The sequence below is a fragment of the Neobacillus rhizosphaerae genome (genome assembly GCF_937468385.1).
Classification (GTDB): domain Bacteria; phylum Bacillota; class Bacilli; order Bacillales; family Cytobacillaceae; genus Neobacillus; species Neobacillus rhizosphaerae.
Genome location: NZ_CALBWS010000003.1, coordinates 33374 through 47295, shown reverse-complemented (window position 1 = coordinate 47295; position 13922 = coordinate 33374). Strand labels below are relative to the sequence as shown.

Annotated in this window: 16 protein-coding genes; 15 read left to right on the top strand and 1 reads right to left on the bottom strand. The window is 39.2% G+C overall.

What is annotated here, in order from left to right; translation table 11 throughout:
* The first annotated feature begins 40 nt into the window (after positions 1-40).
* From M5A78_RS04405 to M5A78_RS04340, 14 genes are all read left to right on the top strand, one after another.
* Positions 41-319, top strand: a complete 279-nt coding sequence (locus M5A78_RS04405) for a BMC domain-containing protein (protein ID WP_248734212.1) — start codon at positions 41-43, stop codon at positions 317-319.
* A 10-nt stretch (positions 320-329) separates the two neighbouring features.
* On the top strand, positions 330-1169 hold the full coding sequence (tpiA, locus tag M5A78_RS04400; protein ID WP_248734065.1) for a triose-phosphate isomerase: 840 nt from the start codon (positions 330-332) through the stop codon (positions 1167-1169).
* A complete protein-coding gene (rpiB, locus tag M5A78_RS04395; protein WP_248734064.1) occupies positions 1166-1621 on the top strand; it encodes a ribose 5-phosphate isomerase B in 456 nt (151 codons plus the stop codon). Before tpiA ends, rpiB begins: the two co-directional genes overlap by 4 nt.
* 52 nt (positions 1622-1673) lie before the next feature.
* Positions 1674-1961, top strand: coding sequence for a EutN/CcmL family microcompartment protein (locus M5A78_RS04390; protein ID WP_024028004.1), 288 nt, complete (start codon positions 1674-1676; stop codon positions 1959-1961).
* Positions 1962-2237, top strand: coding sequence for a BMC domain-containing protein (locus M5A78_RS04385; protein ID WP_248734063.1), 276 nt, complete (start codon positions 1962-1964; stop codon positions 2235-2237).
* Positions 2237-2500: a EutN/CcmL family microcompartment protein gene (locus M5A78_RS04380; protein ID WP_248734062.1), complete on the top strand. Its 264-nt coding sequence runs from the start codon at positions 2237-2239 to the stop codon at positions 2498-2500. The genes M5A78_RS04385 and M5A78_RS04380 overlap by 1 nt, the downstream gene beginning before the upstream one ends.
* 171 nt (positions 2501-2671) lie before the next feature.
* Complete coding sequence (deoC, locus tag M5A78_RS04375) at positions 2672-3319, top strand: deoxyribose-phosphate aldolase (protein ID WP_248734211.1); 648 nt, start codon at positions 2672-2674, stop codon at positions 3317-3319.
* 185 nt (positions 3320-3504) lie between these two features.
* Positions 3505-3705, top strand: coding sequence for a helix-turn-helix domain-containing protein (locus M5A78_RS04370; RefSeq protein ID WP_248734061.1), 201 nt, complete (start codon positions 3505-3507; stop codon positions 3703-3705).
* 161 nt (positions 3706-3866) lie between these two features.
* Entirely contained in the window at positions 3867-6113 is a 2247-nt protein-coding gene (locus M5A78_RS04365; RefSeq protein ID WP_248734060.1) for an AAA domain-containing protein, read from the top strand.
* A 444-nt stretch (positions 6114-6557) separates the two neighbouring features.
* Positions 6558-7670 (top strand): glutamate 5-kinase, encoded by a 1113-nt coding sequence (gene proB, locus M5A78_RS04360; protein ID WP_248734210.1) that lies wholly within the window; start codon positions 6558-6560, stop codon positions 7668-7670.
* An 8-nt stretch (positions 7671-7678) separates the two neighbouring features.
* Complete coding sequence (locus tag M5A78_RS04355; RefSeq protein ID WP_248734059.1) at positions 7679-8920, top strand: glutamate-5-semialdehyde dehydrogenase; 1242 nt, start codon at positions 7679-7681, stop codon at positions 8918-8920.
* An 83-nt stretch (positions 8921-9003) separates the two neighbouring features.
* Entirely contained in the window at positions 9004-11280 is a 2277-nt protein-coding gene (locus tag M5A78_RS04350) for an ATP-dependent DNA helicase (protein ID WP_248734058.1), read from the top strand.
* 116 nt (positions 11281-11396) lie between these two features.
* On the top strand, positions 11397-12194 hold the full coding sequence (locus M5A78_RS04345) for a hypothetical protein (protein ID WP_248734057.1): 798 nt from the start codon (positions 11397-11399) through the stop codon (positions 12192-12194).
* 24 nt (positions 12195-12218) lie between these two features.
* A complete protein-coding gene (locus M5A78_RS04340; protein ID WP_248734056.1) occupies positions 12219-13070 on the top strand; it encodes a DUF3307 domain-containing protein in 852 nt (283 codons plus the stop codon).
* 101 nt (positions 13071-13171) lie between these two features.
* Here M5A78_RS04340 and M5A78_RS04335 read toward each other — a convergent pair whose 3' ends face one another.
* Positions 13172-13468 (bottom strand): hypothetical protein, encoded by a 297-nt coding sequence (locus M5A78_RS04335; protein ID WP_248734055.1) that lies wholly within the window; start codon positions 13466-13468, stop codon positions 13172-13174.
* Between the two features lie 160 nt (positions 13469-13628).
* On the opposite strand from M5A78_RS04335, the gene M5A78_RS04330 reads away from it, so the two are divergent.
* Positions 13629-13898 (top strand): DUF1292 domain-containing protein, encoded by a 270-nt coding sequence (locus tag M5A78_RS04330; RefSeq protein ID WP_248734054.1) that lies wholly within the window; start codon positions 13629-13631, stop codon positions 13896-13898.
* Positions 13899-13922: the final 24 nt, after the last annotated feature.

Here is a 13922-nt window from a genome sequence, read left to right as displayed (position 1 = left end):
TAAAAAACCAAAACTAGTAGTTACTAAAGGAGGAAATAAAATGAGTCAAGAAGCTTTAGGAATGATCGAAACAAAAGGATTAATTGGTGCGATTGAGGCTGCAGATGCAATGGTCAAGGCTGCAAACGTTTCATTAGTAGGCAGGGAATTAGTTGGTGCTGGTCTTGTTACTGTTATGGTTCGTGGTGATGTTGGTGCCGTTAAAGCAGCTACTGAAGCTGGTGCGGAAGCAGCACAGCGTGTTGGTACTCTTCTTTCTGTACACGTTATTCCACGTCCAAACGGTGATGTAGAAGGTATTTTACCGAAAGCTGAATAAGGTGAATTAAATGGAACAATCCATTGAGAGTTACATCAAAAATCTTGTAAGAGAGACACTTGGCCATACACTGGGTGAACTGCAAGTCCAAAGTGATCGGCGGATCTATGTCATCGCTAATTGGAAAATGAATAAATCGTTAACTGAGACGGCTGAATTCTTCCAAGAATTCAAGAGCAGTAATGATGTGTCAGTAGTTGTCTGTCCACCGACGCAGCTGCTGTATCCGACCCAGCTTTTTATCAAACAATCAGGAAAACCAGTTGATTTAGGTGGACAAAATGTCCATTGGGCAGATAAAGGTGCTTATACTGGCGAAACATCAATCAGTATGTTGAAGGATGTCGGCTGCGAGTATGTGATTATTGGTCACTCCGAGAGAAGGCAATATGCTCATGAAGATGATGTGTTAGTCAATAAAAAGGTTAAACAAGCAATCAAGGCTGGTCTTATCCCGATCATTTGTATTGGTGAAACGTTAGAAGAAAAGAACTCAATGCGAACTGAACAAGTTTTATCTACCCAACTATTCGGCGCATTGAAAGAAATAGATTCCGGCGATTTTATCATTGCTTACGAGCCGGTATGGGCAATTGGAACAGGGCAGTCAGCAACTGCTGACTTAGCTCAGCAAACCCATTCCTATATCCGCTCAGTATTAAAGCAAATAGTGGGTGAAAAAGCAGAGAACATCTCGATTTTATATGGTGGTTCAGCAAATGAAAGCAATGCAGCTGAATACAGCTCGATGACAGACATCGATGGTGTGCTTGTCGGTGGTGCTAGTTTGAAGGCTCAGTCTTTTGATGGAATTATTAAGGTATTTGCCAAAGGAGAACAAAATTCATGAAAAAAGTTGCGATAGGTTGCGACCATGGTGGATACGAACTTAAAGAAACCTTAAAAGCCTATTTAACTGAATTAGGCTATGAATATTTAGATTTTGGCTGTAAGGCAAATGAATCAGTCGACTATCCTGATATTGCCTTTCTTGTAGGAGAAACGGTCGCGACAAATAATGACTATGTGGGCATCATGATAGATGGTGTTGGTATTGGCAGTGGCATGGTGTTAAATAAAATTCCTGGTGTCCGCGGTGCTGTTTGCTGGGATTTATCATCTGTTATTAACAGCAAAGAGCATAATAACGCCAACGTGTTATCGATTGGTGGTCAATTTATCGGTGAGGGTCTTGCCAAGCAATTAGTAAAAACATGGTTAGAAACAGATTTTGCCGGTGGCCGTCATGATCGCCGTGTTACGAAAATCATGGAAATCGAAAGCCGTTTCATAGGACGTTAATTTTTTAAAATAATTATCGTCTAAATGAGACGCAAGAAAGCAGGGTTTAAAAATGTTTGTAGCCAAAGTGATTGGAAATATGGTCTGTACTCATAAAAATGACAATTTAAAAGGCTTAAAGCTTCTGATTGTCCAACCAGTTGATGATGGGTTGAAAGAAAAAGGCAAACCACTTGTGGCTATAGATACGATTGGACAATCAGGAGAAGGAGACCTCGTCTACCTAGCAAAAAGCAGAGAGTCTTCCTTACCTCTTAATAAAGATTTAGTCCCATCAGATGCTGGGATATTAGGTATTATTGACTATTATAACGTGACCAAACGAATGGAGGAAAAATAAATGAGCAACGCATTAGGAATGATCGAAACTAAAGGGTTAGTAGGAGCAATTGAAGCAGCAGATGCCATGACAAAAGCAGCAAACGTTACACTTCTTGGAAAAATCAATGTTGGCGGCGGCCTGGTTTGTGTAATGGTACGCGGTGATGTTGGTGCTGTGAAAGCAGCAACAGAAGCAGGTGCTGATGCAGCACAGCGTGTTGGCGAGTTCTTATCTGTTCATGTAATCCCAAGACCACACTCAGATATCGAAAAAATTCTTCCTACAGCAAAATAATGAAACTAGCAAAAGTGGTTGGGAATGTCGTATCAACGATCAAAACACCTAGTCATCAGCATAAAAAGCTGATGGTTGTCATCCCAGTTGATGCAGAAGGTAATGAATGCGGCGAAGCTATGATTGCCTTTGATCGCTTCCATGCAGGGGTTGGCGACTATGTTTTAATACTTGAAGAAGGTGGGTCGGCAAGGGACATCTTAGAGGATCCAAAAGGTTCTTTTGATGCGGTCATTGCCGGAATCGTTGATCGATTACATTAATGAGAGGTGAACACGATGCAAATTGAAGCATTAGTAGAACAAATTACGAATCAAATTATGCAGCAATTAACCAATAAACAAGCGTTAAATGAAGTAAAACCCACTTCTGGAAATGTAACCTATAAAGAAGGTACAGCATCAAACATTATCACTGGTCCTTCTGTCGCTCGAATGATCGATCATACTCTATTAAAGCCGGAAGCGTCCAAAGAGCAAATTGTTAAGCTTTGTGAAGAAGCTAGAGAACATAAATTTGCTACGGTCTGTGTCAATCCATATTGGGTTTCTACAGCAGCAAAAGAACTTAAAGGTTCCGGCGTTGGAATAACAACGGTTGTCGGCTTCCCATTGGGTGCAACGAGCACGTTTGTAAAAATCGCTGAAACTCGTGACGCCATCGCAAACGGTGCAACTGAAATCGATATGGTCATCAATATTGGTGCGCTTAAGTCAGGTGACTTCGAAACAGTTAAAAAGGATATTGAAGGTGTTGTTTTAGCTGCAAAAGGCCACGCGCCTGTTAAAGTAATTATTGAAACAGGCCTTCTTGAAATTGAAGAAAAGAAAAAGGCTTGTGTTCTTTCAAAAATGGCTGGCGCTGACTTTGTGAAAACATCAACTGGTTTTGGCCCAGGTTGTGCCACTGCTGAAGATATTAAGTTAATGCGTGAAGTGGTTGGTCCAGATTTGGGCGTGAAAGCCTCTGCATGTGTAAGAGATTTAGATACAGCTAGAAAGCTGATTCAAGCTGGTGCAACCAGAATTGGTGCAAGCTCAAGTATTGCGATTATTACTGGTGGTCAAGGTACTGGCTATTAAGTTGCTGAAAATTGGATGTTGAAATGTTCAAGATGATTTTTGAGTATTTCATATAGGATTTACTGCTATGTGAAATACTCAAATCTCTTTTCCTCTTAGTCTAAAAAGTATTGAAAATTTTTAGACATTTCACTATAATTATATTACCAAAATGTAATCGCTTACATGAATGAGGGGTGTTTTGAATGAACAATATTGGACATCAATTAAAGAAAATACGATTAAACCGTGAACTTGAAATAGAAAAATTGGCTTTTTTATCTGGTCTACATGCAGAGACAATCGCTGCGATTGAAGAAGGCGAGCTTGATATTCAAGTTTCCACGTTAGCAAAAATTTCTGATGCTTTGAATTGCACCTTCTCCATCGGAGATGTGTCGATTTAATTTTTCTAGGTTCATTTATTTGCTCAAGCACTCACTGGTAATTACATTGAGTGCTTTTTTGAATCTATCAATTTGGAATATTAATCATCACATGCTATAGTAGTTTTCATGCGTTCAATCTATCACAGGTTGGACTTTTCTATTTTAAAAGGAAGAGATGAATGACAACTACAGTAGCATATATTAAAGAATGGCAGCAAGCACTACAAAATGAAATTATCCATTTAAAAAAATATGGTAGCAACAAATACATTGTTCTAAATGGAAGGCTACTCTCAAAGGGAGATTCATTTACCTACTATTTTGATACCGCCTATTCATTGCGGATTCCAGTTGGTTCAACGATTAGACTTGAGTGGGGTGGAATGAAACAAGGTGGCCGGATACTATCTTCAGAAGGAAAAGGTGTGATACTTTCTTTGGAGCAATCCCTTGGTGACTTAATACCTGAGGCATATCTTTTTCACGATCCCTGGGAACTGCTTGAACAGCTTATTCAACGTCTTGATGAAATAAAGAAAAATAAACAGAAGCGATTACGAGTTAAAAAATTGATGGATCCATCAATGCCAGCCAAGCATCCCGTGGAAAAAGTAAAAAGTAATGTTCATGAGGTAGTCCTGCGTTCAAAATACAATCCAATTACATTTGTCTGGGGGCCCCCTGGAACGGGAAAAACGCATACACTCGCAAGGGTGGCGGCTAATAAATATTTTCAAGAAAAGCGTGTCTTGATTTTATCACATAGTAACCAAGCGGTTGATGTCCTGATAGGAGAAGTTTCTGACTTTATGAAAAAGAAAAATCGTTTCCGAATCGGCGACTTGCTGCGGTACGGCTTCAATACTGGAGATCTGCTTGTAAATCACGAAGCGATTACCACCAGCCAGCTTCTCCAAAAACAAGATCCACAGCTTGCTGACGACAAGGAGCGGTTGATCGAAGAAAGACGGAAACTTAAGCAGGATTTGGCTCGTTCTTTTAGTAAAAGGGACACGGATCAATTGTTGGAACTGGAGATGAAAATTGCTAGAATGCTCGAAAAGATTCGTCATCAGGAAATTCAGTTTGTGAAGGATGCCTATGTAGTCGGGACGACACTGGCGAAGGCAGCGAGCGATACCGCAATTTATGAAAAGGAATTTGATGTTGTCATTCTTGATGAAGCAAGCATGGCCTATGTTCCCCAGGCTGCTTTTGCGGCTACACTTGGAAAACGCGTGATTATTTGCGGCGATTTTAAGCAATTGCCACCGATTGCCTCATCTAGAGATTCTTTAGTAACGAAGTGGCTGAAGGAAGACATTTTTCACCGAGCAGGTGTTGTTGATTGGGTTAAAGATGGCAATCTCCATCCGCATTTATTTTTATTAAAAGAACAGCGGAGGATGCACCCGGATATTTCCTCCTTCACCAATCAAAACATCTATCAATCGCTTGTTGGTGATCATGAAAGTGTATGGAAAAGTAGGAATAACATCGTTGAAAAGAGGCCGTTCCCTGGGCGGGCATCCATCCTTTTAGATACCAGCTATACGGGAGCACATTGTATAAATGAACGGACATCCAATTCGCGAATGAATCTATGGCAGCTATTACTGTCATTTCAGTTAATTCACGAATCATATTTAGGTGGTGCAAACTCTATTGGTTATGTAACACCATACCGTGCCCAAGCGAATTTGATGGAGCTGTTACTTGGGGATTTATATGAAAAAGAACTTTCAACAGCAGATATTATCGCTGCAACTGTTCACAGATTTCAAGGAAGTGAGCGGGATGTGATGATTTTCGATACCGTCGACGGTGAGCCGCAAAGCCGTGCTGGTGTGCTTTTAACAGGCAATGATAGTGAGCGATTAATCAATGTTGCCATTTCAAGAACAAAAGGCAAGTTCATTAATGTCAGCAATCAAGCGTTTATTCGCCGTCATGTTTACAAGGGAAAAACACTTAGACAGCTTGTGGAGCATCAAGAGAGGCATCAGCAAGCAGTTGATACAGAGGAAATTGGAAAATGGATTAGGAATCAGCATCCAAGATTGCATTGGATGCATGGACTTAAATTGGAAAAAGTCTTTCAGGATATAGCGGGCGCGAAGTCATCTATTGTGGTCTCATTACCAGTGCAAACCGTTCTTTCGGAGCAATGGAAGGAGAAACTAATCAACCGAAAAAAAGAAATAAAGTTAACTGTTATATCCTTGGAAGAATGGCTGGAGCTTCAACCAGATGATTGGCTAGACAAAAGCCTATCGTTTCCTTTTATTATGATTGACCAACAGCTTTTCTGGCTGGGATTACCTTTAGAAGGAGCGAAGAGAGTACGACCGCCTTTTATCGCAGCAAGACTTGACTCGTCGAAGGTATCAGAAAATTTATTAGATCAATTTTTAATGAAAGAGTAAGAATTGCCAGGTTTCTTCGCCATTTCAGCTCTTTTTTATTCCTTTTGTCCTGTTTTTGGAAAATCAACCCATCCAATCGAGAAAATACCGGTTGGCTCTTTTTGTTAATAGTATATTTTCTAAAAATTCTATTGACTTTTCCATGTTTTCTAAGGATAATCAAATAAATCGAAAATCGAAAACAGTATGGGATTAGTAAATTTTTGGAATGTGTTAGAGAATGAAACCCACAGGCTGCAAGGTTTCTCACAGAAAAAAGATTGAACCTGCCCTCATACGCTGCTTATGCAAACATAAGCCGTTACCCCTCGTTACAGGTCTAAGTGGATGCGAGCGCTGTGCTCTGCATCAATTAAGGTGGTACCGCGGAAACGATTTTTCCGTCCTTTTTAAGGACAGAAGGATCGTTTTTTTATTTTTATTAATAGAAAGGTTCGAATGGATATGAAAAAACAGCTCGTGGTTGTGAAGATTGGGAGCAGCTCGCTTACAAATGCCTCTGGGACCATTTCAGTAGAGAAAATGCGAGATCATGTTGCGGCGATTGCTACTTTAAAAGCACAAGGGCATGAAGTCATACTGATTTCATCCGGTGCTGTTGCAGCTGGATTTGGTTCACTCGGGTATTCAACGCGTCCCAAAAATGTAGCAGGGAAACAGGCAGCCGCAGCAGTCGGGCAAGGTCTTTTGATGCAAAATTATATTCAACTATTTAACGAGTTTGAGATTGTTCCTGCCCAAATATTATTAACCCGTGAAGACTTTTATAGCCAGGTCCGGTTTCATAACCTATTTAATACGATTCAAGAGCTGCTGCAACGGGCTGTTGTACCGATTATTAATGAAAATGATTCGGTGGCAATTGATGAATTGACGTTTGGAGACAATGATTTGCTGTCAGCACTTGTGAGTGGGTTTCTGCATGCAAATGCGTTAATAATTTTAACGGATATTAATGGGCTTTATGATGGAAATCCGAAAATTTCTAAAAAGGTAAAAAAATATCATTTTATTCCTGAGGTTTCAGAAAACCTACTTGCTGTTGCAGGGGAAAGTGGTACTTCCGTTGGCACGGGTGGTATGAAATCGAAGCTATTGGCAGCAAAAAAGGCATTATCGCTTGGTGTTAGCGTCTTTGTCGGCACTGGAATAGGTAAGGAAAAACTGGTCGATATATTAGCCGGAAAAGGGGATGGCACCTATATTGGCGGTCCATTCCATACCCAGATGCAAATGAGAAAGCAATGGATTGCCTATCACTCTCAAGTCAGCGGGATAATTGAAATCGACGAAGGGGCTGAAAATGCGATTCTATTCCATGGTAAAAGTTTACTGCCGGTAGGAGTAACGAATGTCATTGGCGAGTTTAATGCACTAGATGTCGTGGTGGTAAGAAACCAAAATGGGAAAACCGTCGGAAAAGGACAGATTTACTATTCCGCTAAGGATTTATTAATGGTAAAGGGCTTACCAAGTGAACAATCGCAATGTTATTCCATAAACAAAAAAGCAGAAGTGATTCATCGTGATAATTGGGTCACGCTACCAAAGGAGTGAGTGTAAGAATGAGTGAGTTACTAATAAAAGCCAGTAAATTAAGTCAAGCAGCGAAACGCATGGGGATGCTGTCAACCGCTGAAAAAAACAAATCCTTATCGATGATGGCTGATCATTTATTGACGATGAAAGAATGGATCCTAAGTGAAAACGCCAGGGATATTGAAGTAGGAAAAGAAAAAGGACTTTCAGCATCCCTTTTGGATCGTTTGCTTTTATCAGAAGAGAGATTGGAACAGATTGTCGATGGGGTTCGTCAATTGATTGATTTGGAGGATCCTATTGGTGAAACAATCGAAGCATGGGAGCGGCCAAATGGTTTGCGCATCGAAACGATTCGCGTCCCGCTTGGGGTGGTTGGAATGGTTTACGAAGCTCGTCCGAATGTTACCGTTGATGCCGGTAGTCTTTGTTTAAAAGCTGGAAATGCTGTTCTTCTGAGAGGTAGTTCTTCGGCGATACATTCCAATAAAGCACTTGTACATGTCATGCGAGAGGCACTTGCAGGTACAGCAATGCCAGCGGATGCTGTTCAACTTTTGGAGGATACAAGCCGCGAAACAGCGGTAGAAATGTTTAAATTGAACCAATTCCTAGACGTCCTTATTCCACGTGGCGGAGCTGGCTTGATTCAATCCGTCATCCAAAATGCCACTGTTCCGGTTTTAGAAACTGGTGTTGGTAACTGCCATGTGTTCGTTGATGAAACGGCACAAAAAGATATGGCGATTGAAATCGTGATTAATGCCAAGCTACAACGGCCTTCTGTTTGTAATGCAGCGGAAACAGTGCTTATTCATGAAAAATGGCCTTATGTAACTGAGCTATTGAATTCACTTCATGAAAAAGGAGTTGAATTGCGAGGAGACGAAGAACTAGCATCTTCCTATTCGTTTATTAAACAAGCAACAAACGAAGATTGGCATGCCGAATTTTTAGCTCCCATCTTAGCTGTTAAGCTCGTGAGTGATGTAAAGAAAGCAATTGACCATATTGACCTCTATGGAACAAAACATTCTGAAGCAATCATTAGTGAAGAGGGGGAAAATGTCGGTTTGTTTTTCAAGTCTATCGACGCTGCGGTCGTGTACCATAATGCGTCTACACGATTTACGGACGGGGAACAGTTCGGCTATGGCGCGGAAATTGGCATCAGTACACAAAAACTACATGCCCGGGGTCCGATGGGACTGAAAGCGATTACGACAACGAAGGCACTGGTTTGGGGAAAAGGACAAATTCGGGGTTAATGGTTCTGTAAGAAATAAATTTCTGTTATTATTAATAGGCGAACATATATTCTTCGTAGAGACGTTATTAAGTTGGTGATTGAGTGGAAAATGAAGTTCAGATTTCGGTAAGAACTCTCGTAGAGCATGTCTTCCGCAGTGGCAGTATTGATTCCCGTTTCCGCTCGCAAGCGACGCTATTAGATGGAACAAGAATCCATCAAAAAATACAGAAATCCTATCAAGAAGGCGATCAAAAAGAGGTCTACCTTCGTGCAGAGATTCCCTTTGAAGGACTTATATTCATTATTGATGGTAGATGCGACGGTCTGTTATTTCTGGATGGAGCAGTGACCATCGATGAAATCAAGTCATTCTCTCACTCCACTGAACAAATGGAAGGTGAAGGTTATCCTGTGCACTGGGCGCAAGCGAAAATGTATGCCTACATGTATGCGAAGGATCATCAATTACAGGAAATCACTGTTCAATTGACCTATGTCCACATTGAGACAGAAGAGAAAAGATATTTTAGCATGAGCTTTACTCTCAGAGAATTAGAAGCTTTTGTTTTCGATTTGATTACAGGTTACGCCCCATATGCAAAAATCCTGCACGAGCACAAGATCAAACGGAATGAAAGTATAAAAGCGTTATCTTTCCCATTTGAATCTTTTCGGACAGGACAACGAAATTTAGCAGGAGCTGTTTATAAGACGATTTCAACTGAAAAAAATCTATTTGTGATGGCACCGACTGGAATTGGTAAAACCATTTCCACGCTCTTTCCGGCAGTAAAAGCCATCGGCGAAGGTATCCTCAATCGCATTTTTTATCTTACTGCCAAAACGATTACACGAACGACTGCGGAAGAGGCATTCACAAGGATGCAAGCTTACGGTTTAAGTATGAAGTTCATTACGATTACCGCCAAAGACAAGGTCTGTTTTAAAGAAGAAACTATTTGTCAGAAGGATTATTGTGAATTTGCCAATGGCTATTATGACCGAATCAATGGTGCGATCCTTCATATATTGGCGAACGAAAACAGTCTGACCCGCGAAGTCATTGAAAACTATGCACGAAAACATAATGTCTGCCCTTTTGAATTTTCCATTGACCTTGCTTATACCGTCGATGCTGTCATTTGTGACTATAATTATATTTTTGACCCACGAGTGTCGCTAAAACGAATTTTTGAGGAGCAAAAGAAATCCACGGCGTTATTGGTAGATGAGGCACATAATCTCGTTGACCGCGGCCGAGAGATGTATTCAGCATCAATAACTAAAGAGACATTTCTGCAATTGAAAAAGGAGTTTAAGGGAGAATACAAAACAATATATGATGGAGCTAATAAGCTGAATTCATGGTTTATTTCTTTGAAAAAAGAATATGCAGACAAACAAGAGGTTGTTTTAGAGCAGTTTGACGAGGTATTAAAACGGCTGCTCGTCCAATTTATCGAAGAGGCAGAAAAAGTTCTCCAGACAGGGACGTTCCCAAGCCTTTTAGAGACTTACTTTAAGGTTGTTAATTTCTTGAAAATAGTGGAACTGCTTGATGAACATTATGTTATCTACGCTGAGAAACATAAAAATGATATTCTCATGAAGCTTTTTTGCATCGACCCTTCCAAACTACTTAAACAAATGGGAAAGGGTTATCGCTCAAAGGTATTCTTTTCGGCAACTCTTTCACCTCTTTCTTATTATCAGGATATCCTTGGAGGTGGACCAGAGGATTATAGGATGTCGATTCCATCGCCTTTTTCACAGGATCAAGTTGATGTCTATATCAAGCCTTTGTCTACCCGTTATCGCGACCGAGAAAGGTCGATAGAAGCGATAGTTAACCTGTTATTATCTTTAATTAACAACCGCCCTGAGAATTATCTCATCTTTTTTCCGTCTTATCAGTATTTGCTTTCAGTATTTGAACAGTTTAAACAAAAGGAGACGGAAACGAAAACACTTATTCAAGCAGCCGGGATGACAGAAGCGGATAGAGAAGAATTCTTGGAGGCATTTAAGCCAAATCAAACGGAACATTTGCTTGGTTTTGCTGTCCTCGGGGGAATCTTTTCCGAGGGGATTGATTTAAAGGGTGATCGGTTAAATGGGGTTGTTGTCGTCGGAGTGGGATTGCCTCAGCTTTGTTTTGAGCGAAATCTCATTAAGGAACATTTTCAACAAAAAGGAAGAAATGGGTATGATTATGCCTATATTTACCCCGGGATGAATAAGGTGTTGCAGGCAGGAGGGAGATTGATTCGATCGGATCAGGACTATGGAACAATCGTTCTAGTTGATGATCGTTTTTTAAAAATGCCTTATCATACACTTCTTCCCCTGGAATGGCGGAATTATTCTGTTATATAAAATAAGTTGGAATTGTTTTGCCTATTAATCAAATTAACCGAAAGTTTGACTATTTAATCTAACTTATATAGAATTAGATTAAATAGTCGAACTTTATATAAGAAGGATGTTAAAAAATGAGTTATCCAATCTCAATTTTTATTTTAGATGTTAGCAATTCTTCATCGGATGGAATAGGGGATGAGCTAGCTAATTATTTAGACGAGCTGGTGACCTGGAACACCATTTGGACAGAAAAGCTTAAACCGATTCATATCAAGCATCGGGCAGGGGATGAAATTATTTTTGTTGGCAGCGGCTACTCAACGGCTTATATCCTTGCTTTTTTTGTAAGTAGAATTTGGAAATATCGAAATCATAACCCTTATTTTGGTTTGTCTTTTGGAGATATTGATAAGCATTTACATGATATAGATATTGAGAAATGGATCCATCCATTGATTAAGCAGGCGCGGTATGCAAACGATTTATTAAAGCAGGATCAAAAAAGACCGCTCTTTAAATTCGAACTTGACCAATTTTATTCGGGTAATCCCGATAATCCTTTTTTATACAATCAATTTAGAAATGAATTCGAGACTTTACTTAATACATTACTATATATTCAACACACGTTAATAAAAGAGCAAACCAAAATCCAGGAGCTCGTATGTTCATCCTACCTAATCTTACAACAACAAAAAGCAGTTGGAGAATTTCTTGGCAAAACTCCTCCAACTATTTCAAGTCATTATAAAAAAGGAAAATGCGAAGAAATTCTTCATACTTTTACTGAAATTATGAAAACACTTAATTCCTTGGAGAAGAAGACCTATCACACTTTGAGGGTTAATCCTAATGAAGCTAGTGGCATTCTCCTCGATTCCATCAGAAGTCACTTGAAGGAAAATATCAATACACTGCATAGTATCTAAAACCTCAAAAGAGAGGAAAAAAACATGCTTATTTTAAGTTTAATTCTTGCTCATTTATTTGCAGATTTTTATTTACAAACTGATGAGATGGTCATCGAGAAGCGGAAAAACATCAAAAAGCATATACTTCACCATGTTATTGTTAATACAATAGTGTTTACAGGCTTCGAACTAATTGATCATAAACAGTTCCATCTTGTTAGTCATATTATTTTTCCTTTGGCTTTTATCGTTCTCTCCCATTACATAATCGATTTTTTAAAAATTAAGCTACTAGATACAATAAAAATTCATCAAGAAGAAGGTTTAAAACGTCTTAGTTTTTTTATTTTAGATCAATGTCTGCATCTTGTTACCATCATACTAGTTGGGCGTATATTTCTGGGAACGAATATTGCCGGAACAGTGGGAATATTTCTCGAGGGCCAAAAATTAAGTCCGATCAATGCTGTTTTGTTTACCATTATCATTGTCATTTTGACAACTAGTGTGAGTGGACATATGATAAGAATTCTTTTAGGGTCCATGCCAAATCAACTTTTATCCTTTGAAGGAAAATATTCCTTTAAAAACAATCGGCAAGAAGAGCATTTCATCAACAAAAGTGGAATAACCGAGGAATATCATTATCCGATCTTTAGCAAACAAGATCTTTCGCGTGGAAAGTTAATTGGCTATATTGAGAGACTGCTAGTGTTAGTATTAACCTTTTATCATGCTTATCCTGCGATTGGGTTTATCGTCGCAGCAAAATCGATTGCCAGGTTTAAACAAATGGATGATCGGGATTGGGCGGAATATTTTCTTCTTGGTACCTTAACATCGATGTTTATTGGGATCACCTTAGGGATTATTCTAAGGGAAGCCTTGACATAAAAAATAAATAGAATTCCGAAAAATTAGCTGCCTAAAATAGGCAGCTCATTTTTGGGGCAAATATGATGGAAAGTGTGGTGTCTTTTACAACAAGATAATGCTTATTTCATTTTTTGTATTTCTTCAGTAACTACAAATGCAAGGTCATCGTTACCAAACAACGATAAAACACCTAGTAAGGTGTCATCGGCAACATCTCCTGCTTCTTCTTTTGATACCGTTAACTCGATTGCTTCTCTTAAGGAAGGGTTAGCTGACTGACTTGGATAAGCCTTTAAATATAACATTTCTGGGTCAAGGTCATGGTTTACGCACCACTGAGCAAAGATAAGAATCATCATTTTCTCCTCACCTTTATAGTTTTCGACAATCTTTTCTTCTAACTGTTTTTGATTCATAGAAAAAATCTCCTTTAAATACTTTTTACACTTATTATAAGAGATTTATGAAAATTATGTGGCTTTAATAATGATAAAATAGAAAGTCTATGGATTATTTTCCTTTTTTAAGAGATACTGTTTGAAGAAAGATAATAAATAATTGAGGGGGATTTTTGCTATGACAAAAATTGAAGTAGGCGAAATCTTTACGATAAGCGATGAAAATGATGTAGAACAGGAAGTTGAAGTACTTGGAGTAATGAATATTGAGGGTTCAGAGTATGTTGCCGTCGGATTCGCAGAGGACATCAAACAAGAAACGGAAGATGATATCGATATCTTCTTTTTAAAGGTTGACGAAGAAGGTGATTTTTCAGCAATTGAAAGTGATGATGAATTCGATAAAGTATCCGCTGCATTTGATGAAATGATGGATGAGAACGAATGATTGGTTGATTCAGGAGGGGGTGAA